Origin of the sequence: Actinomadura luzonensis (assembly GCF_022664455.2) — a bacterium.
In the GTDB taxonomy this organism is placed as follows: Bacteria; Actinomycetota; Actinomycetes; order Streptosporangiales; family Streptosporangiaceae; genus Nonomuraea; species Nonomuraea luzonensis.
The window spans coordinates 3558578-3577169 of the sequence record NZ_JAKRKC020000001.1 but is presented as its reverse complement, the minus strand read 5'-3'; the positions used below and the strand labels follow the sequence as shown (position 1 = coordinate 3577169).

General features: G+C 74.4%; 15 protein-coding genes and 1 pseudogene. 8 read left to right on the top strand and 8 right to left on the bottom strand.

Annotated features, from left to right (window positions below; genetic code table 11):
• Positions 1 to 19 precede the first annotated feature (19 nt).
• The gene (locus MF672_RS17500; RefSeq protein WP_247815275.1) at positions 20 to 466 is read right to left on the bottom strand and encodes an Lrp/AsnC family transcriptional regulator; all 447 of its coding nucleotides are present in this window, start codon (positions 464 to 466) and stop codon (positions 20 to 22) included.
• A gap of 173 nt (positions 467 to 639) precedes the next feature.
• On the opposite strand from MF672_RS17500, the gene MF672_RS17495 reads away from it, so the two are divergent.
• Positions 640 to 888, top strand: coding sequence for a hypothetical protein (locus MF672_RS17495; RefSeq protein ID WP_247815274.1), 249 nt, complete (start codon positions 640 to 642; stop codon positions 886 to 888).
• Between the two features lie 26 nt (positions 889 to 914).
• Here MF672_RS17495 and MF672_RS52165 read toward each other — a convergent pair.
• Positions 915 to 1016 (bottom strand): annotated as a pseudogene (locus MF672_RS52165) (Lrp/AsnC family transcriptional regulator); the annotation flags it as partial.
• Positions 1017 to 1096: 80 nt separating this feature from the next.
• On the opposite strand from MF672_RS52165, the gene MF672_RS17490 reads away from it, so the two are divergent.
• Both MF672_RS17490 and MF672_RS17485 read left to right on the top strand, forming a co-directional pair.
• Positions 1097 to 1951 (top strand): SDR family oxidoreductase, encoded by an 855-nt coding sequence (locus tag MF672_RS17490; protein ID WP_242383882.1) that lies wholly within the window; start codon positions 1097 to 1099, stop codon positions 1949 to 1951.
• Positions 1952 to 2019: 68 nt separating this feature from the next.
• A complete protein-coding gene (locus MF672_RS17485) occupies positions 2020 to 2850 on the top strand; it encodes a class I SAM-dependent methyltransferase (RefSeq protein WP_242383881.1) in 831 nt (276 codons plus the stop codon).
• A 96-nt stretch (positions 2851 to 2946) separates the two neighbouring features.
• Here MF672_RS17485 and MF672_RS17480 read toward each other — a convergent pair whose 3' ends face one another.
• From MF672_RS17480 to MF672_RS17470, 3 genes are all read right to left on the bottom strand, one after another.
• Positions 2947 to 3558, bottom strand: coding sequence for a dihydrofolate reductase family protein (locus MF672_RS17480; RefSeq protein WP_242383880.1), 612 nt, complete (start codon positions 3556 to 3558; stop codon positions 2947 to 2949).
• 67 nt (positions 3559 to 3625) lie between these two features.
• Positions 3626 to 4456 carry a helix-turn-helix domain-containing protein gene (locus MF672_RS17475; protein ID WP_247815273.1) on the bottom strand — a complete coding sequence of 277 codons (831 nt, stop codon included), beginning with the start codon at positions 4454 to 4456 and terminating at the stop codon, positions 3626 to 3628.
• Positions 4457 to 4499: 43 nt separating this feature from the next.
• A complete protein-coding gene (locus MF672_RS17470; RefSeq protein ID WP_247815272.1) occupies positions 4500 to 7391 on the bottom strand; it encodes an AfsR/SARP family transcriptional regulator in 2892 nt (963 codons plus the stop codon).
• 187 nt (positions 7392 to 7578) lie between these two features.
• Between MF672_RS17470 and MF672_RS17465 the strand changes: the two genes are divergently transcribed.
• Both MF672_RS17465 and MF672_RS17460 read left to right on the top strand, forming a co-directional pair.
• Complete coding sequence (locus MF672_RS17465; RefSeq protein WP_242382085.1) at positions 7579 to 8544, top strand: M23 family metallopeptidase; 966 nt, start codon at positions 7579 to 7581, stop codon at positions 8542 to 8544.
• Positions 8545 to 8645: 101 nt separating this feature from the next.
• Positions 8646 to 10121, top strand: coding sequence for an N-acetylmuramoyl-L-alanine amidase (locus MF672_RS17460; protein WP_242382086.1), 1476 nt, complete (start codon positions 8646 to 8648; stop codon positions 10119 to 10121).
• A gap of 22 nt (positions 10122 to 10143) precedes the next feature.
• On the opposite strand, the gene MF672_RS17455 is transcribed toward MF672_RS17460, so the two are convergent.
• The 3 genes from MF672_RS17455 to MF672_RS17445 all read right to left on the bottom strand — a co-directional run bounded on the left by MF672_RS17455 (position 10144) and on the right by MF672_RS17445 (position 13876).
• Positions 10144 to 11745 (bottom strand): flavin-containing monooxygenase, encoded by a 1602-nt coding sequence (locus tag MF672_RS17455; protein WP_302893227.1) that lies wholly within the window; start codon positions 11743 to 11745, stop codon positions 10144 to 10146.
• Complete coding sequence (locus tag MF672_RS17450; RefSeq protein ID WP_242382087.1) at positions 11742 to 12656, bottom strand: alpha/beta hydrolase; 915 nt, start codon at positions 12654 to 12656, stop codon at positions 11742 to 11744. Before MF672_RS17450 ends, MF672_RS17455 begins: the two co-directional genes overlap by 4 nt.
• 188 nt (positions 12657 to 12844) lie before the next feature.
• Positions 12845 to 13876, bottom strand: a complete 1032-nt coding sequence (locus MF672_RS17445) for a LacI family DNA-binding transcriptional regulator (RefSeq protein ID WP_242382088.1) — start codon at positions 13874 to 13876, stop codon at positions 12845 to 12847.
• 517 nt (positions 13877 to 14393) lie between these two features.
• Here MF672_RS17445 and MF672_RS17440 point away from each other — a divergent pair.
• The 3 genes from MF672_RS17440 to MF672_RS17430 are packed head-to-tail and all read left to right on the top strand — an operon-like array spanning position 14394 to position 18582.
• Positions 14394 to 16739 carry a beta-xylosidase/alpha-l-arabinosidase gene (locus MF672_RS17440; RefSeq protein ID WP_242382089.1) on the top strand — a complete coding sequence of 782 codons (2346 nt, stop codon included), beginning with the start codon at positions 14394 to 14396 and terminating at the stop codon, positions 16737 to 16739.
• Positions 16736 to 17710: an ABC transporter permease gene (locus MF672_RS17435; RefSeq protein ID WP_242382090.1), complete on the top strand. Its 975-nt coding sequence runs from the start codon at positions 16736 to 16738 to the stop codon at positions 17708 to 17710. Before MF672_RS17440 ends, MF672_RS17435 begins: the two co-directional genes overlap by 4 nt.
• A complete protein-coding gene (locus MF672_RS17430) occupies positions 17707 to 18582 on the top strand; it encodes a carbohydrate ABC transporter permease (protein ID WP_242382091.1) in 876 nt (291 codons plus the stop codon). The genes MF672_RS17435 and MF672_RS17430 overlap by 4 nt, the downstream gene beginning before the upstream one ends.
• Positions 18583 to 18592 lie beyond the last annotated feature (10 nt).

Genomic DNA, 18592 nt, shown 5'->3' with positions numbered 1-18592 from the left:
ACGGCATCAGGGGACGGCATCAGGGGACGGCGGCGCCGGCCCGCTTGACCGTGCGGCTCACCGGCGCGGTCTCCAGCTCGCGGACGCCGTCGAGCGGCGCGACCCGCTCGGTCAGGTAGCGGTACAGGTCGCGGGTGTCGCGGCAGGTCACGCCGGCCATCAGGTTGGCGGGGCCGGTGACGGCGGCCACCACGTCGGCCTCGGGGTGCGCGGCCAGCGCGGCGCCCACGGCCGTCAGGCGGGCGGGGCGCACCTTCATCCAGAGCCACGCCTCGGCGTGGTGGCCGAGGGCCCGCGGCGGCACCTCGACGTCGAACCGGAGCACGCCGGCGGCGCGGAGCTGGCCGAGGCGGCGGCGGGCGGTGGCGGGCGAGCAGCCGGCGGCCGCCGCCAGCTCGCCGTGCCCGGCCCGCCCGTCGCGGCTGAGCACCCGCAGCATCGCCTGGTCCTGCGCATCCAGCACCACGTCCGGGGCCCCGCCGCGCCGTCCGGCCCTGCCGCGCCGTCCGGCCGGGCGCGGACGCTGGCGCGGGCGGGCGGAGGCGGCCGGCCTGTTCCGGCGACAGGGCCGCCACGCGGCTGCGCCACCCGGCGAACAGGTGCAGCGTCGCGTGCGCGGACACCGCGACGATGCGCGGCGTGCGCGGCAGCCTGCGCAGCAGCAGGTCCTCGCCGTCCGTGCCGGCCTGGACGCCGCAGACGATCTCCGTGCCGCCGGACACCAGCCGCACCCAGGCGGTGTCCTCGCGGCGGGCGAGCGCCTGCGCGACGGCGACGGCGGCGTCCGGGGCGCACACCAGCCGCACCGCCCACGACGTGCGTCCGAGCCGGGCGCCGTCCAGCAGGCCGACCACGCGCACCACGCCCGCCGCGCGCAGCCTCCGGTAGCGGCGCGCGACCGTGTGCTCGGACGTGCCCAGCACCTCCGCCACCACCCGGAAGGAGGCCCGGCCGTCGAGCTGGAGCGCGTGCACGAGAGCGCGGTCCAGGCCGTCGAGCGTGCTGGTTCTGGTCATGATCCATCATCCCATGCCGGTTTCCGTCACCCTGCGGCCGCCGGCCGCCGTGGACGGCCGGGCTGCCCGATCGTTGCGGCATGAGCACATACCTGGTTTTCGGCGCCACCGGCACCGTCGGCCGGCGGGTGGTGGAGCGCCTGGTCCTGGCGGGCGCCGCCGTCCGCGCCACCAGCCGCCGCCCGCACGCGGCCGGCCTGCCCCGGGGCGTCGAGGTGATCACGCCAGACCTGCGGGACCTCGGCGACGTCGAAGGGGCGTTCCTGATGTGGCCGTTCCACTCGGCGGAGCCGGCCCCCGCCCTCGTCGGCGCGCTGCGGCGGCACACCGGGCGGGTCGTCTTCATGACCGGCGGCGGCGTCCTGCCCGGCCTCGCGCCCGAGGAGCAGCCCAGCCCCGTGGCCCGCTGGCACGCCACCGTGGAACGCCTCATCGAACGCTCCGGCCTGGAGTGGACGGTGCTGAGCCCCAGCTCCTTCATGGCCAACACGCTGTGGTGGAGCGAGCAGATCAGGGCCGGCGACGAGGTGCGCGGCGCGTACGGGTCGCTGGCCATGACCCCGATCCACGAGGACGACATCGCCGCCGTGGCCGTGCGCACGCTGACCGGCCCCGGCCACGCCGGCCGCCGCCACACCCTCACCGGTCCCGAGGTCCTGACCCAGGCCGAGCAGGTCGAGGTGATCGGCCGGGCGATCGGCCGCCCGCTGCGCTGGCGCGAGCTGCCGCCGCGCGAGGAGCGCGCCCGCCTGCTGGCCGACCCGTCCTTCCCGGCCGGCTTCGTGGACGAGCTGCTGGCCGGCTACGCCGCGATGGCCGCCGCGCCGCCCCCGGCCGTCACCACCACCGTGGCGGACCTCACCGGCCGGCCCGCCGCCACCCTCTTCGACTGGGCCGCCGGGCACGCCGCCCGCTTCGGCGCCGAGCGGCGGTGAGCGCGCCCGCCGGCGTGGAACGCCATGGAACGCCCTCCTGTCAGGACGCACCACAGCAGGGAGGACACATGGGGACGACACCGCGACCGGCGGCCGGCACCGGGCTGCAGGCCGTCAAGGAGCGGCAGCGGACGGCATGGGAGTCGGGCGACTACGCCCGCGTCGGCGTCATGCTGCAGGCCATGGCGGAGCGGCTGGTGGAGGCGGCCGGCGTACGGGCCGGGCAGCGCCTGCTCGACGTGGCGTGCGGGCAGGGCAACGCCGCCATCGCCGGGGCCCGGCGCTTCGCCGACGCCACCGGTGTCGACTACGTGGCCGGTCTGCTGGAGCAGGGGCGCAGGCGGGCCGCGGCCGAGCGGCTGGAGGTGACGTTCACCGAGGGGGACGCCGAGGCGCTGCCCTTCCCCGACGCCGGGTTCGACGTCGTGCTCAGCACCGTCGGCGTGATGTTCGCGCCCGACCAGCCGCGGGCCGCCGCCGAGCTGCTGCGGGTGACGCGGCCAGGCGGCCGCATCGCGCTGGCGAGCTGGACCCCGGACGGCATGATCGGCAGCCTGTTCCGCACGATCGGCGCCTACGCCCCGCCCCCGCCGCAGGTCCGCTCGCCCATGTTGTGGGGGACGCGGGAACGGCTGGCGGAGCTGTTCGGCGACGACGTCGAGTGGACGGCGCTGACCACGCGCACCTTCGACTTCGCCTTCCGCTCGCCGGGGCACTTCACCGACTGGATGATGGCCTACTACGGGCCGATCCACCGCCTGGCGGGCACGCTCGACCCGGCCGCCCGCGAACGCTTCGCCGCCGACCTGGCGGAGGTGCCGGTCACGTTCGACCGGGGCGGCGACGGGACGATGCTGGCGGCGGGGGAGTACCTGGAGGCCGTCGGCGTCCGCCGCTAGCTCCGGCTCGACGGAGCCGTGCCGCCGCCCGTGCCCGGCGCTGAGCCGGGTCGAGCAGCCGGCCGACCGGTTCGGGACCGGCCGCCGGGGAGCGCGTCAGCGCGCCACCTTGTACCGCAGGTGCATCACCCGCTCGCCCTGGATGACCACGTGCGGGTCCTCCAGCAGGAGCCGCCCCTCGACGGAGCCGAAGTAGCGCTTGCCCGCCCCGAACACCACCGGCACCACGTCGATGGCCACCTCGTCCACGAGCCCGGCCGCGAGGGCCTGGCCGCCCACGTCGCCGGCGTTCACCGCGACGATCCGGTCCCCGGCGAGCTCCTGGGCCCTGGCGATCGCGGCCGGCACGTCCGTCACGAAATGGTACGACGCCTCCGGGTGCCAGCCCTCGGGCTTGGGCCGGTGCGACACCACGACCACGTGGTCACCGGCGGGCGGCCGGCCCTCCCAGCCGTTCACCAGGTCGAACAGGGTGCGGCCCATCACGATGACGCCGATCGCCGCCCACGTGGAGCGGACGTAGTCCGCCGAGGCGCGGGAGACCTGGAAGGCGCTGCCGCTCCCGGAGTGGTCGTAGCCCCGGTCGCCGCCGCCGATGATCGGGTCGTCCCCGGCGAAGTACCAGTCGTGCAGCGGCCCGACGTCGTCCTTCGGGTCGGCGATGAAGCTGTCCACCGACGCCACGCTGTGCATGATCACTGTGCCCACAGGTTCTCCTCCTTGTGCGTTCGCCTCCGATCATCGCGTCCGGGGGAGGAGCCGGGCTTGTAAAAAATCACTCGGCGGGCATCGGGCCGCTGTCCGGCGGGAAATCCCGCTCGGCGGGGAACCGGCGGCGCAGCGCCAGCCACTCTTTCGGGGTGTGGCCGGTGAAGTCCTTGAACTCCTTGCTGAAGTGCGCCTGGTCGAAGTAGCCCGCCGCCTGCGCGAGGTGCGCCCAGCCGGCCGGGCGCAGCGCGTCCACGGACACGATCAGCCGCGCGAACCGGTAGATCCGCGCCATCCGCTTCGGCGTGATCCCGACATGGGACCTGAACTGCGCGGTCAGGTGGTTGCCGCTCACCCCGGCGGCGTCGGCCAGCGCGCTGACCGCGAGCCCGCCGTGGGAGGCCTCCAGCCGCCCGCCCGCGTGCTCCACCAGGCCGAGGCCGCGCGCCGGCACCTCGGCGAGCCGCGACAGCAGCTCCTCCTCCATCACCCGCAGCGCCTCGCCGGCCGGGGCGAGGCCGCCCACCCGCTCGCGGACCCGGCCGGCCGCACCCGGCCAGACGGCGTCCACCGGCACCCAGAGGTCGCGCAGCCCGCCCGCCGGCACGCCGGTGAACGGCGCCAGCCCCCACGGCTTGAAGTGCACCCCGACGATCCGCACCGACGCCGGGTACTCCAGCAGGAACCGCCTGGTCCACACCCCCATGAACCACCCGTCGGTGAGCACGGCGGGATGGGGGTCCAGCAGGCGGACGGGCTCGCCGAGGTTGACGAACAGGTGCGCCGACGGCATCGGCGGGACGTTCATCCGGCGGTGGCGGGGAGTCCCGGTCAGGCAGTAGATGTCGTCGATGTACCGGTCGAGTGGCGGGGCGGGCACCCTGCCGACGTACTCCATGCCTCCAGTCTGGCCGACCGCGGGAGCGGGCCGCCCGCCGGGCTCAGGAAGCGGGCAGGGCGTCCTCGAGGCGCGGCTCGGCGGCGCCCGCGCGCACCTGGCGGCGCAGCTCGGCGGCGCGGTGCAGGTAGTGCGCGGCCAGCGTCGGCCGCCCCGCCGCCCGGTACAGCTCGCCGAGCGTCTGGACGGCGTCCGCCTCGCCGCTGCGGTCGCCGAGCTGCTGGAAGATCTCCAGCGAGCGCCGCAGCTCGGCCGAGCCGTCCGAACGCCCGCCGCGCGCCGCCCGCAGGCCGCCGAGGCCGCGCAGCGCGTACGCGCCGCAGTGCCGGTCGCCCAGCGTCTGGAAGATGTCCAGCGCCCGCCCCTGGAAGCGGATCGCCTCGTCGGGCTCGGCGGCCAGGTCGTGCAGGCGGCCGAGCTGCACGGACACGCAGCCCTCGCGGTGGTCGTCGCCCAGCTCGCCGGCCAGCCGCAGCGCGTCGCCGAGCCAGCGGGAGGCCTGCCCGAGGTCCTGCAGCGACAGGTGGACGCGGCCGATCGCCTGCCGCGCGTACGCCTCGCCGCCCGCGTCGCCCTCGGCCAGGAACATGGCCAGGGCGTGCCGGAAGCAGCCGAGCGCCCGCAGGTGCCGGCCGGAGAACTCCTCGACCGCCCCCAGCCCGCAGATGGAGATCGCCTCGCCCCGGGCGTCGCCCAGCTCGCGGAAGATCACCCGGGCGCGGCGCAGCATGCCGGCCGCCTCGGCGTAGCGGTCCTGGTAGAGGCTGACCTGGGCGAGGCCGCGCAGCATGGCCGCCTCGCCGCGCCGGTCGCCGGCGGCGCGGGCGCTGTCCAGCGCGACCCGGTGGGTCAGCCGCCACTCGTCCAGGCGGCAGTGCAGGTCGAAGTAGGGGACGAGGGTGGCGGCCAGCCCCCACGCCGCCTCCGCCGGGCCGCTGCGGGCCGCCAGCCGCACGGCCTCCACCAGCGACTCGCGTTCGGCCTCGAACCAGCTCAGCGGGTCGGCGGTGAGCCGGCCCAGGGTGTCGGGCGCCGGGCTCCAGCGGGGCGCGCTCCCGGCCGTGACGCTGAACAACGTGGTCGGCAGGCGGGCGGCGGCGTGCTCGGCGGCGCTGGTCCAGCCGCCCAGCACCCGTGTCAGGGCCCGCTGCCCGGCCTCGCCGCCCGCCAGCTCCCGCGCGGTGCGGCGCACCAGGTCGGGCAGCCGGTAGCGGGGCTGGCCGAGGGCGTCGGTGCCGGCCAGGCGGAGCAGGCTGACGTCCACGAGCGCGTCCACGACAGCGTGGCTGCGGTGCCGGTCGAGCGCGGCGTCGGCCACCCAGCCGGGGACGCTCCCGGGGCCGAGCAGGCCGAGCGCGCGCAGGGCCAGGGCGGCCTCGCCGGGCAGCCGGCGGTAGCTGAGCTCGAAGGTGGCGCGGACCTCCAGGTCGCCGGCGCGCAGCTCGTCCAGGCGGGTGTCGTCGTCGGCGAGGCGCCGCCGCAGCTCCTCCAGCGGCCAGCCGGGGCGGGCGGCCAGCCGGGCGCCGGCGACGCGGACGGCCAGCGGCAGCCCGCCGCAGGCCGCCACGATCGCGCGCGCCGCCTCCGGCTCGGCCGCCGTCCGGGCGGCGCCGGCGATCCTGGCCAGCAGCTCGCCGCCCTCGGCCGGGGTGAGCGCGTCCAGCTCCAGCAGCCGCGCGCCGGGCAGCTCGGTGAGGCGGCGGCGGCTGGTCACCAGCACCGCGCAGCCGCTGCCGGGCAGCAGGGGGCGCACCTGGGCGGCGTCGGCGGCGTCGTCGAGGAAGACCAGCATGGGGCGGCCGGCGAGGAGCGAGCGGTAGAGGGTGGCGCGCTCGTGCGTGGCGGCCGGTAACGCGGCCTCGGCCACGCCGAGCGAGCGCAGCGCCTCGGCCAGCAGGTCGGCGGGCGCGGCCGGGGTCGCGGCGGTGCCGTTCAGCGACAGGTGGAGCTGGCCCTCGGGGTAGGCGTCGCGGACGGCGTGCGCGCAGTGCACGGCCAGCGCGCTCTTGCCGACGCCGGGCGGCCCGGCCACCACCGCGATCACCGGCGGCCCGTCCGTGTCCGGCTCGCCGGTTCCCTGACGGCCGGGGGACAGCAGGCGGGTGAGGGCGGCGACGTCGGCGACGCGGCCGGTGAAGTCGGGGACGTCGGCTGGGAGCTGGTGCGGCACGGGCGGCCGGTACGGCGGCGGGGACGGCGGCTCGTCGGCGAGCACCGCGGCGTGGGCGTCCCGCAGGTCCTGTCCCGGCTCGACGCCGAGGTCGGCGACGAGCTGCCGCCGGATCTCGGTGTAGGCGCGCAGCGCCTCCGCCCGCCGTCCCCCGCGGTGCAGCGCGAGGATGAGCCGCTGCCACAGGTCCTCCCGGTACGGGTGCTCGCCGATCAGCGCGCGCAGGTCGTCGGCCGCCGCCGCGTACTCCTGGCGGGCCAGCTTGGCCTCCGCCAGCTCCTCGGCCGCGCCGAGCCGCGCCTGCACGAGCGAGCGCAGCCGCTCGTCCCACACGGGGCTGGCGGGCAGGTCGGCCAGCGGCGCGCCGCGCCACAGGGCCAGCGCCGCGCGCAGGTGCCCGGCCGCCTCCCCGGGGTCGCCGGCCGCCCGCGCCCGCCCGGCCAGCTCCTCGAACAGCGACAGGTCGAGCTGCCCGGCGGCCAGCTCGATCGCGTAGCCGGACGGGTGGGCGACGATCCGGCCGCCGGCCGCGCCGACCGGGCCGCGCAGCGCGCTGACGTAGGTCCGCAGGTTCGCCACGGCCGAGGACGGCGCGCGCTCCGGCCACAACACCTCGATGAGCGCGTCCGAGCCGACGACCTGGCCGGCCTCCAGCAGCAGCGAGGCCAGCAGCAGCCGCGGCTTGCGCCCCGCGACGCGCAGCGGCCGGTCGGCCGTGCGGACCAGCAGGGGCCCGAGGACGCCGAAGTTCGGCTGGTCAACCACTACGAACGCACCTGCTCCTCCGGTGGCGCGGAGCGCCTGCTCGTCGGGTCGTCGTTCATGCCGGCTCGGTCTTTATACCGATTTTGGATGTTCTCTGTATGCCGGACCCGCAATCTTGTTCGCCAGCAAGAGCGCAGCACCAGTTGATCCAGAAAGGATCCGTATGAGACCCACAAGGGCCCTTACGGTGGGGTTTGTCCTGCTTGCCGGGCTTGTCGGAGGGCAGGGCGCCGCGTCCGCCACGCTGGCCCCGTCGCCGAGCGCGAGCCCGTCCGCCACCGCCTCCGCGGCGCCGGACCCGAACGACCCGCCGGACCAGGTGCGGGTCCCGGAGGTGTCCACGCTGGCCGCGCCCGCCTTCCAGCTCCCGTTCCCGTGCGGCCAGCAGTGGACCGGCAACTCCAGCAACAGCAGCGCCCACCAGTCGTACGAGATCGACTTCAACCGCGGCAGCACCGCGAACGCCGACCTCGGCGACACCGTCGTGGCCGCCGCGGCCGGCACCGTCGTGATCTCCGCCCACCAGGGCTCCACGAACGGCTACGGCAACCTCGTCAAGATCGACCACGGCGGCGGCTGGACGTCGTACTACGCCCACCTGAACGCCCGCTCGGTGTCCGCCGGCGCCCAGGTCAAGCAGGGCCAGAAGATTGGCACGGTGGGCAACACCAGCAAGCCGGGCAACAACATCAGCCCGCACCTGCACTACGAGGTCCGCCAGGGCACCGGCTACCCGGGCAACATCCGCAAGGCCACCTTCGGCGGCGTGACCTTCGGCTACCCGACCCAGACGCTGACCAGCAAGAACTCCTGCTCGGGCGGCAGCGGCAACCCGTACACCGCGGCGGGCCTCTGCGGCTCCGGCTACAAGGTGATCGACCAGGCCGCGCTCGGCACGGCCGGCACCGCGTACCTGCTCTACAACTCCGCCAACGGCACCAACTGCGCGGTCACGCTGAAGAAGACCTCGCTCGGCAAGGCCACCGCCACCACCGCCTACCTGGAGGTCCAGGGCAAGGCCCGGGCGAGCGACAGCGGCAGCTTCGCCTACTACGCGGGCCCGGTCCGGGCCGCCGCGTCCGGCAAGTGCGTCAAGTGGGGCGGCAAGGCCGGCTCGTCGTCCTACGACAGCCCGTTCGAGCACTGCGGCTGACCGGCCGCCGCCGAACCCCCCGGTCCGGAGCGGCCGCCGCCCCCTCCACGCACTCCGCGGCGGCCGCTCCTTCCCTCCGACCCCCCTGAGGAGACACACCCGTGCAGTCCCGACTCCGCCGATGCGCCGCCGTGCTGGTGGCCGGCGCGCTGATCCCCCTCGCCACACACCCGGGCGCCGCCCAGGCCGCACCCACAGCATTTGCGGCAGCGTTCACCACCGCGTCAGCGGGCCCGATGGCGGCCGCCTTCGCCAAGGCGGCCGCCCAGTACGACGTCCCCCGCGACCTGCTCGTGGCCCTCGCCTACGCCGAGACCCACCTGGACGGCCACGACGGCGAGCCCAGCGCCAGCGGCGGCTACGGCGTGATGCACCTGGTCGGCAACCCCGCAGGTCACGCGCTGGAGAAGGCCGCCACGCTGACCGGCAGGCCCGCCGCCGAGCTGAGGACGGACGACGCGGCCAACATCGCCGGCGGCGCCGCCGTGCTCCGCGCCCACGCCGACGACCTGGGGCTGAGCGCCGCCGCCCGCAAGGACCCGGCCCAGTGGTACCAGGCGGTCGCCAGGTACGGCGGCGCCGCCTCGGCCGACGTCGCCCGCCTGTACGCCGACGACGTCTACGACCTCCTGGCCGCCGGGGTGCGCGCCGCCACGCCCGGCGGCGAGACCGTCACCGTGCCGGCCCGCGCCGTCGAGCCGCGGCGCGGCCCGTACGCCAAGGCCAAGGACCTCGACGCGCCCAACACGCTCGCCGCCGCCGCGGTCGACTACCCGGGCGCGACGTGGGTGGCCGCCAGCAGCTCCAACTACGCGGTCTCCAGCCGCCCGGCGAGCGACGCCATCGACCGCATCGTCATCCACGTCACGCAGGGCTCCTACGCCGGCACCATCTCCTGGTTCCAGAACCCCAGCGCGGGCGTCTCGGCCCACTACGTCGTCCGCTCCTCCGACGGCGCCATCACCCAGATGGTGCGGGAGAAGGACCGCGCCTGGCACGCCGGCGACTACAACCGCCGCTCGGTCGGCATCGAGCACGAGGGCTACGTCAGCGACGCCTCCTGGTTCACCGACGCGATGTACCGCTCCTCCGCCGCGCTGACCAGGAACATCGCCGACCGCTACGGCATCCCGAAGGACCGCTCGCACATCATCGGCCACAACGAGGTGCCCGGCGCCACCCACACCGACCCCGGCTCGAACTGGAACTGGTCGACGTACATGCAGTACGTCACCGGCAGCACCACCCCGACCAACCCGCACACCCCCGAGGAGGTCTGCGGCTCCGGCTACAGCGTGATCGACAAGGCGGCGCTCGGCACGTCCGGCACCGTCTACCTGCTCTACAACAGCGGCACGGGCTACAACTGCGTCGCCACGATCAAGGCCACCTCGCTCGGCACGGCCAGCGCGACCAGCGCCTACCTGGAGGTCCAGGGCAAGACCCGGGTGACCGACAGCGGCAACTTCGCCTACTACGCGGGCCCGGTCCGGGCCGCCGCCGCCGGCAAGTGCGTCAAGTGGGGCGGCAAGGCCGGCTCGTCGGCCTACGACAGCCCGTTCGAGCACTGCGGCTGACCCGCCGCCCGCGGCCGGGTGGTCAGGCGGACAGCACGAACCCCTCGTAGCCGTCCGCCGCCACCTGGTCGCACTTGTCCCGGTACGCGCCGACCCCGCCGACGTACGGCATGAACACCCGCGGCTTGCCCGGGATGTTCGCGCCCATGTACCAGGAGTCGGCGCGCGGGTAGAGGGTGAAGCTCGCGACCTCGTTGACGTGCGCAACCCAGGCGTCCTCGGCCACGGGGTCGGCGTCGATGACGGCGATCCCGCCGGCCCGCAGCCGCTCCAGGCAGCGGGCGATCCAGTCCACGTGCTGCTCGATCGAGACCATCATGTTGCTCAGCACCGACGGGCTGCCCGGCCCGGTGATGGTGAACAGGTTCGGGAAGCCCGCCGTCATCAGCCCCAGGTACGCGCGCGGCCCGGCCCGCCACTTGTCCCGCAGCGACAGGCCGCCCTTGCCGGTGAGGCCGAGGGCGAGCAGCGGGCCGGTCATCGCGTCGTAGCCGGTGGCGTAGACGATGACGTCCACCTCGTGGTGGCCGGCCGCGGTGCGCACGCCGGTCGGGGTGATCTCCTCGATGGGGTCGCGCCGCACGTCCACGAGCGTGACGTCGGGGCGGTTGTAGGTGGCGTAGTAGCCGGTGTCGACGCAGATGCGCTTGCTGCCGATCGGGTGGTCGCGCGGGCAGAGCAGTTCGGCGGTCTCCGGGTCGCGGACGATCTCGCGGATCTTGCCGCGGACGAACTCGGCGGCGATCTCGTTGGCCGCCGGGTCGATCGCGACGTCGCCGTACGCGCCGAGGAAGGAGAAGCCGCCCTGGGCCCAGCGCGCCTCGAACTCCAGGTTGCGCTCCTCCTCGCCGGTGCCCAGCACCGGCTTGTCGTTGAAGACGCCGAGCAGGCCCACGGCCGAGGTGCGCATGTCGTGGCGCAGCGCGGCGTAGTTGGCCTTCACCCAGCGGGCGTGCTCGGGGTCGATCGGGTGGTTCCAGGCGGGCAGGCTGAAGTTGGGGGTGCGCTGGAACACCGTCACGTGCGCGGCCTGCCCGGCGATCACCGGGATCGCCTGGATGCCGGAGGAGCCGGTGCCGATCACCGCGACCCGCTTGCCGGCGAGCTCCACGCCCTCGTGCGGCCAGCGGCCGGTGTGGTGGCTCTCGCCCCGGAAGGAGTCCGCGCCGGGGAAGCCGGGCACCCGCGCGGCCGACAGGCAGCCGACCGCCGTGATGAGGAACGAGCACGCGACGCGGTCGCCGCGGTCGGTCTCCACCCGCCACACCCGGGCCGCCTCGTCCCAGGCCGCCCCGGTCACCCGGGTTTCGAACGTGATGTCGCGGCGCAGGTCGAAGCGGTCGGCGACGTGGCGGGCGTAGCGCAGGATCTCCGGCTGGGACGGGTAGCGCTCGCTCCACTCCCACTCCTGCTGGAGGTCGTCGTCGAAGGAGTAGGAGTACTGGACGCTCTCGACGTCGCAGCGGGCCCCCGGATAGCGGTTCCAGTACCAGGTGCCGCCGACGTCGTCGCCGGTCTCGTACCCGCGGGCGGTCAGGCCGAGGCCGCGCAGCCGGTGCAGCATGTACAGGCCGGAGAAGCCGGCGCCGATCACCACCGCGTCGTACCGGGCCGCCGCGCTCACGACAGGCTCCTGGTCACGGCCTCGCTCACCGTCCCCATGCCGGCCGCGCTGCCGGGCAGCACGTTGACCATCTGGAAGAAGCCGTGCATCTGGCCCTCGAAGCGTTTCAGCTCGACCGGCACCCCGGCCTGGCGCAGCCGCTCGGCGTACGCCTCGCCCTCGTCGCGCAGCACGTCGTGCTCGGCGGTCAGGACGAGCGCGGGCGGCAGCCCCGACAGGTCGGCGGCGCGCAGCGGGGAGGCGTCCGGGTCGGCGCGCGTGGCGTGGTCGGGCGCGTAGTGGTCCCAGAACCAGATCATCGAGTCGCGGTTCAGCATGAGCTGGTTGTCCGGGGCGGTGTAGGAGGCGTTGTCGAGGTCGCAGTCCGTCACCGGGTACACCAGCACCTGCAGCCGGATCGGCGGCCCGTCCTCGTCGCGGGCGCGCCGGGCCACGACCGCCGCCAGGTTGCCGCCCGCGCTGTCGCCCGCGACCACGATCGGCAGGCCGGGGAACGCAGTCGCGGCCCAGGTCAGGGCGGCGTAGGCGTCGCGGGCCGCGGTGGGGTAGCGGTGCTCGGGGGCCAGCCGGTAGTCGGCCAGGACGACCGTGCAGCCGGTGCGGGCGGCGAGCTGACGTGCCAGGGTGTCGAACTCGTCGAGGCCGCCGATCACCCAGCCGCCGCCGTGGTAGTAGACGATCACGCCGCGCGGGGTCTCGGACGGGACCAGGACGCGGGCGCCGAACGAGCCGCCGTCCTCGCCCTTGACCACGGCCTCCTCGACGCGGACCATCTCGGGCCCGGTCCCGTACAGGTCGCGGAGCGCGCTGAAAGTGAGGCGCGCCTCCTCGGGGGTCATCTCGTGCAGCGGCTTGACGCCGCTCTCGCCCATCTGCAGCAGGAACTGGGTCGTCGCTTCGTCAAGGGCCATGGACGCACCTCACCGCGCTAGCCGGGAGTGATGTGAATCACCCGTCATGCACCCTCAACGTAAGATGCGGGCCCTGGTGCGTCAACGGACGCTGTCCGTCCGTTTTCTCCCGCCCGGCCGCGCCCGGCTCACCCTGCGTGACGGCCGCGGACGTCCTCATGCGCCCGGCGGCCCGAAACTTCCGGCCCTCAAGCCGATCGTTCGGGCGGCGGCGCGGTGCTCCCGCGCACCACCAGGTCGGTGCCCAGCTCCACCCGGCTCTGCGTGAGCGGCTCGCCGCTGGCCAAGGTCAGCAGCATGCCGGTGGCCGTCGCCGCCATCTCGGTGAGCGGCTGGCGGACCGTGGTGAGCGGCGGGATCGCCCACCGCATCTGCGGCAGGTCGTCGAAGCCGATCACGCTGAGCTCGTGGGGGATGCGCAGCCCCAGGTCGTAGGCGGCCCGGTAGACGCCCATGGCCTGGGCGTCGTTGCCGGCGAAGATCGCGGTGGGCCGGTCGGGCAGCCGCAGCAGCCGGTGGCCCTCCGCCAGGCCGCCCGTCACGTGGAAGTCGCCCTCGCCCACCAGCTCCGGGTCGGCGGGGACGCCGGCCTGGTCGAGCGCCGCCCGGTAGCCGTCGAGGCGGGCCCGGCCGGACAGCGCGTACCGCGGGCCGGTGATGACGCCGATGCGCCGGTGCCCCAGCTCCAGCAGGTGGCGGGTGGCCGACAGGCCGCCGCTCCAGTTGCCCGCCCCGACCGACGGCAGCCGGTGCCCGGGGTCGCCGCTCGGGTCGAGCAGCACGAGCGGGATGTCGCGGGCGGCGAGCTGGTCGCGCTGCTCGCCGCTCAGGCCGGAGAACACCGCGATCACGCCGCTCGGGCGGCGGCCCAGCACGCCTTCGATCCAGCCGGTGCCGCCGGTGTCGCGGTGCTGCAGCTCCGACAGCACCACGGCCAGGCCGTGCTCGCGGGCCACCTGCTCGACGCCTTTGATGATCTCGATGGGGTAGTCGCCGTCGAGCGCCCGGAAGACCAGCTCGATCAGCGCGGACGGGCTGACGCGCCGCTTGCGCCGCCGGTAGCCGTGCTCGCGGATCAGGCTCTCCACCACGGCCCGGGTCTCGGGGGCGACCTCCGAGCGGCCGTTGACGACCTTGGACACGGTCGCCGCGGACACCCCGGCCAGCTCCGCGAGCCGCGCGATGGTGAGAGGGCCGGCGGGCGGCTGGGCATGGCTCATGCGGCCACCCTACTCGCCCCGCTCCGAACGATCGGCTCAGGGACCGAAAGTTGTGGTCACGCACCGTGATGAAGCCCGCGAGCGGCATTTCGGACAGCCCGGCCCCAGGTTGCTCAGAGGGGAAGTCCCGGCTCCCGCGCTGAACGGTTCACGGATCTCACCGCGGCTCGCGGGCCCGCCGCGCGCGTCCTCCGGCGCCGTCCGATCCCCCTGGGGAAGCGGTCCCGCCACGCTCCCCCGGCCCTCGCCCGCACCGGTGAAAGCGCTCGCCGGCCGCGTTACCCGGTCGGCAACTTGTCATCGGCCGCGCCGCCCTTTGTTTCCGGAAAGTTTCCGGCAATTTGTCGTCATCGGAGATCCCGATTGGCGCTGTGACCCGCGCGAACGCCAACAACTCGCCCAGCAAACCGGCAGCCGTTCACCTCTTGACACGATTCAACCGGCCCCCTAAGTTGCCGCAATATTAACGGATCTTCGAGAAAGTTTCGGTTCGTGTAGTTTCGGTCGGAAGGATGGCATGACAGGCCAGGTATCAATCGACGACACCAGTCCTGCGGCCGGTGACCGCCCGCCCTGGCGGGACCCGCGGCTGTCCCCGGCCGAGCGGGCCGCCGCGCTCGTCCCGCTGATGACGCTGGAGGAGAAGGTCGCGCAGCTCGTCGGCGTCTGGGTCGGCGCCGACGCCTCAGGGGGAGGCGTCGCCCCGCACCAGGAGGAGATGGCCGGCGTGGACTTCGCCGACGTCATCGCCCACGGGCTCGGCCAGCTCACCCGCCCGTACGGCACCGCCCCCGTGGACCCGGTCGCCGGCGCCCGCTCGCTGGCCGCCTCCCAGGAGCGCATCGTCGCCGCCGGCAGGTTCGGCATCCCGGCGCAGGTCCACGAGGAGTGCCTGACCGGCTTCGCCGCCTGGCGGGCGACCGTCTACCCGGCCCCGCTGAGCTGGGGCGCCGCGTTCGACCCCGCGCTGGTCGAGCGGATGGCCGCGCACATCGGCCGCTCGCTGCGCGCCGCCGGCGTGCACCAGGGCCTCGCCCCCGTCCTGGACGTCACCAGGGACTACCGCTGGGGCCGCACCGAGGAGACGATCGGCGAGGACCCCTACCTCGTCGGCACGATCGCCGCCGCCTACGTGCGCGGCCTGGAGAGCAGCGGCGTCGTCGCCACGCTCAAGCACTTCGCCGGCTACGCCGCCTCCCGCGGCGGGCGCAACCACGCCCCCGTCGCGATGGGCCCGCGCGAGCTGGCCGACACCGTGCTCCCGCCGTTCGAGATGGGGCTGCGCCTCGGCGGCGCCCGCTCGGTCATGAACGCCTACACCGAGCTGGACGGCCTGCCCGCCGCCGCCGACGAGCGCCTGCTCACCGGCCTGCTGCGCGAGGAGTGGGGCTTCACCGGCACGGTGGTCAGCGACTACTTCTCCGTCCGCTTCCTGGAGCGGCTGCACCAGGTGGCGGCCGGCGCCGCGGACGCCGCCCGGCTCGCGCTGAGCGCCGGCATCGACGTCGAGCTGCCCACCGTGGACGCCTTCGGCGCCCCGCTCGTCGAGGCGGTCGAGGCCGGCGAGGTGGACGAGGCGCTCATCGACCGCGCGCTGCACCGGGTGCTGGTCCAGAAGGCCGAGCTCGGTCTTCTCGACCCCGGCTGGCAAGCGCTTCCCGGAGCTCCCGAGGACGTCTGCCTGGACGACGAGACCGGCCGTGACCTGGCCCTCCGCCTCGCCCGCCAGGCCGTCGTGCTGCTCCGCAACACCGGCGGCGTGCTCCCGCTCGGGCCCGGCCGCCGCGTCGCGCTCGTCGGCCCGGTCGCCGACGACCCGATGGCGATGCTCGGCTGCTACGCCTTCCCCGCGCACGTCGGGCCGCACCCCGAGCACGGGCTCGGCGTCGAGATCCCGTCGCTGCGCGACGCCCTCGCCGCGCTCGTGCCGGACCTGGCCTACGCGCCGGGCTGCGACATCACCGGCGACGACGTCTCCGGCATCCCCGCCGCGGTCGCCGCGGCGGCCGCCGCCGACGTGTGCGTGCTGGCCGTCGGCGACCGGGCGGGCCTGTTCGGCCGCGGCACCTCGGGCGAGGGCTGCGACGCGGTGGACCTCGGACTGCCCGGCGCGCAGGCCGAGCTGGCGCGGGCGGTGCTGGCCACCGGCACGCCCGTGGTGCTCGTGCTGCTGGCCGGCCGCCCGTACGCGCTGGGCCAGGACCTCGACGCGGCCGCCGCCGTGCTGTACGGCTTCTTCCCCGGCCAGCTCGGCGGCCGCGCGCTGGCCGAGGTGCTCACCGGCGCGGTGGAGCCGTCCGGCCGGCTGCCGGTCAGCGTGCCGCGCGACGCCGGGGCGCTGCCGTCGACGTACCTGTCGCCGCCGCTCGGCCGCCGCACCGAGATCTCCTCGGTCGACCCCACCCCCGCCTACCCCTTCGGGCACGGCCTCGGCTACACCACCTTCGACTGGAGCGGGGCGGCGGGCCCCGCCGAGTGGCCGGTGGACGGCGAGGTCAGCGTCGGCGTCACCGTGCGCAACACCGGCCGGCGCCCCGGGACCGAGGTCGTCCAGCTCTACCTGCACGACCCGGTCGCCCAGGTCACCAGGCCGGTCGTGCGCCTGATCGGCTACGCCCGGGTCCCGCTGGAGCCGGGCCGGGCCGCCCGCGTGACCTTCACCGTCCCCGCCGACCTGGCCTCCTTCACCGGGCTGCGGGGCCGCAGGATCGTCGAGCCCGGCGACGTCGAGCTGCGCTTCGGCCGTTCCAGCGAGGACATCGCCGCGGCCGTCCCGCTGCGCCTGACCGGGCAGGAACGCGAGACCGGACCCGCGCGGCGGCTGCTGGCCACCGCCGAGGTGACCCCGGAGGGAGCCGGATGAGCGCCACCCTCGACACCGCCGAGCTCGCCGAGGCCGGGCCGCGCCAGGACCGGCCCCGCCGGGCCCGCCCCGGCACCTGGCGGTACGCGCTGCGCCGCGACTGGCAGCTCTACAGCCTCGCCGTGCTGCCCTTCGCCTTCTTCGTCGTCTTCCGCTACGTGCCGATGCTCGGCAACGTCATCGCCTTCCGCAGGTACGAGCCGGGCGGCAGCCTGTTCGGCGAGTCCTGGGTGGGCCTTCGCTACGTGCGGATGTTCCTCAACGACCCGTCGTTCTGGAACGTCTTCACCAACACCCTCATCCTTGGCGGGCTGACGCTGCTGTTCTGCTTCCCGCTGCCGATCGTGCTGGCGCTGCTGCTCAACGAGGTGCGCCACCGCAAGCTCAAGCGGTTCCTGCAGTCGGTGTCGTACCTGCCGCACTTCCTGTCGGTGGTGATCGTGGCCGGCCTGGTCATGCAGCTCCTCGCCATCGACGGGCCGGTCAACCAGATCGTCAAGGCCCTCGGCGGCGAGCCGGCCGCCTTCATCCAGAAGCCCGAGTGGTTCCGCACGATCTTCGTCTCGTCCGAGGTCTGGCAGACGGTCGGCTGGGGCACCATCCTCTACCTGGCCGCCCTGACCACGATCGACGACCAGCTCTACGAGGCCGCCCGGATGGACGGCGCGGGCCGGTGGCGGCAGATCTGGCACGTCACGCTGCCCGGCATCCGGCCCACCGCGATCACGCTGCTGATCCTCAACATCGGCACGTTCATGACGATCGGGTTCGAGAAGGTGCTGCTGCTGTACAACCCGCTGACGTACCCGACCGCCGACGTGATCACCACGTTCCTGTACCGGATGGGCGTGGAGTCCAGCAACCTGTCCTACGCCGCCGCGATCGGCCTGTTCGAGGCGCTGGTCGGCGTGGTGCTGATCGTCTCGGCCAACCTCATCTCCCGCCGCGCAGTAGGGACGAGCCTGTGGTGAGCACGGACCGGACCCGCGGTTACCGCGTCTTCCAGGGCATCAACGCCGTCATCCTGACCGGCGTGGTGATCGTGACGCTGTACCCGTTCGTCAACATCATCGCGCGCTCGTTCAGCGAGGAGCGCTACATCGTCGGCGGCCAGGTCAACCTGATCCCGCGCGGGTTCAACGTCGCGACGTACAAGCTCGTCGTGTCCGACCCGATGTTCTGGACGAACTACCGCAACACGGTGGTCTACACCGTCCTCGCCACGGCGATCGCGATGGTCCTGACCACCTGCTACGCGTACGTGCTGTCGAAGAAGCACCTGAGGGGCCGCACGTTCCTCATCTGGGTGGCCGTCTTCACCATGATCTTCTCCGGCGGTCTGATCCCCAACTACGTGCTGATCAACAGCCTCGGCCTGACCAACACCATCTGGTCGGTCGTGCTGCCGAACGCGATCAGCGTCTTCAACCTGCTGGTGATGAAGACGTTCTTCGAGGGCCTGCCGCGCGACCTGGAGGAGGCCGCCGCGATCGACGGCCTCAACACCTACGGCGTCCTGTGGCGGATCGTGCTGCCGCTGTCGAAGGCGGTCATCGCCACGATGATCCTGTTCTACGCGGTCTCGTTCTGGAACTCGTGGTTCACCGCGTTCCTCTACCTGAACGAGGGCGACATGTTCCCGGTGACCATCTACCTGCGCAACCTCATCGCCGGCGCGACCGGCGCGGAGGCGGCCGGCGCCGGGATCGCGGAGGCCTCGGCCGCCGCGGCCAACATCCAGGCGGTCACGATCATGCTCACCGTGCTGCCGATCCTCGCGGTCTACCCCTTCGTCCAGAGGTACTTCGTCTCCGGAGTCATGCTCGGCGCCGTCAAGGGCTGAGCCGTCCTGT

What these genes read in the sequence shown, in the direction of transcription:
- MF672_RS17490 (WP_242383882.1), top strand. Translation starts at nt 1,097, where the DNA reads ATGAGCACATACCTGGTTTTCGGCGCCACCGGCACCGTCGGCCGGCGG.
- MF672_RS17485 (WP_242383881.1), top strand. Translation starts at nt 2,020, where the DNA reads ATGGGGACGACACCGCGACCGGCGGCCGGCACCGGGCTGCAGGCCGTC.
- MF672_RS17475 (WP_247815273.1), bottom strand. Translation starts at nt 4,456, where the DNA reads ATGGAGTACGTCGGCAGGGTGCCCGCCCCGCCACTCGACCGGTACATC.
- MF672_RS17450 (WP_242382087.1), bottom strand. Translation starts at nt 12,656, where the DNA reads ATGGCCCTTGACGAAGCGACGACCCAGTTCCTGCTGCAGATGGGCGAG.
- MF672_RS17440 (WP_242382089.1), top strand. Translation starts at nt 14,394, where the DNA reads ATGACAGGCCAGGTATCAATCGACGACACCAGTCCTGCGGCCGGTGAC.
- MF672_RS17435 (WP_242382090.1), top strand. Translation starts at nt 16,736, where the DNA reads ATGAGCGCCACCCTCGACACCGCCGAGCTCGCCGAGGCCGGGCCGCGC.
- MF672_RS17445 (WP_242382088.1), bottom strand. Translation starts at nt 13,876, where the DNA reads ATGAGCCATGCCCAGCCGCCCGCCGGCCCTCTCACCATCGCGCGGCTC.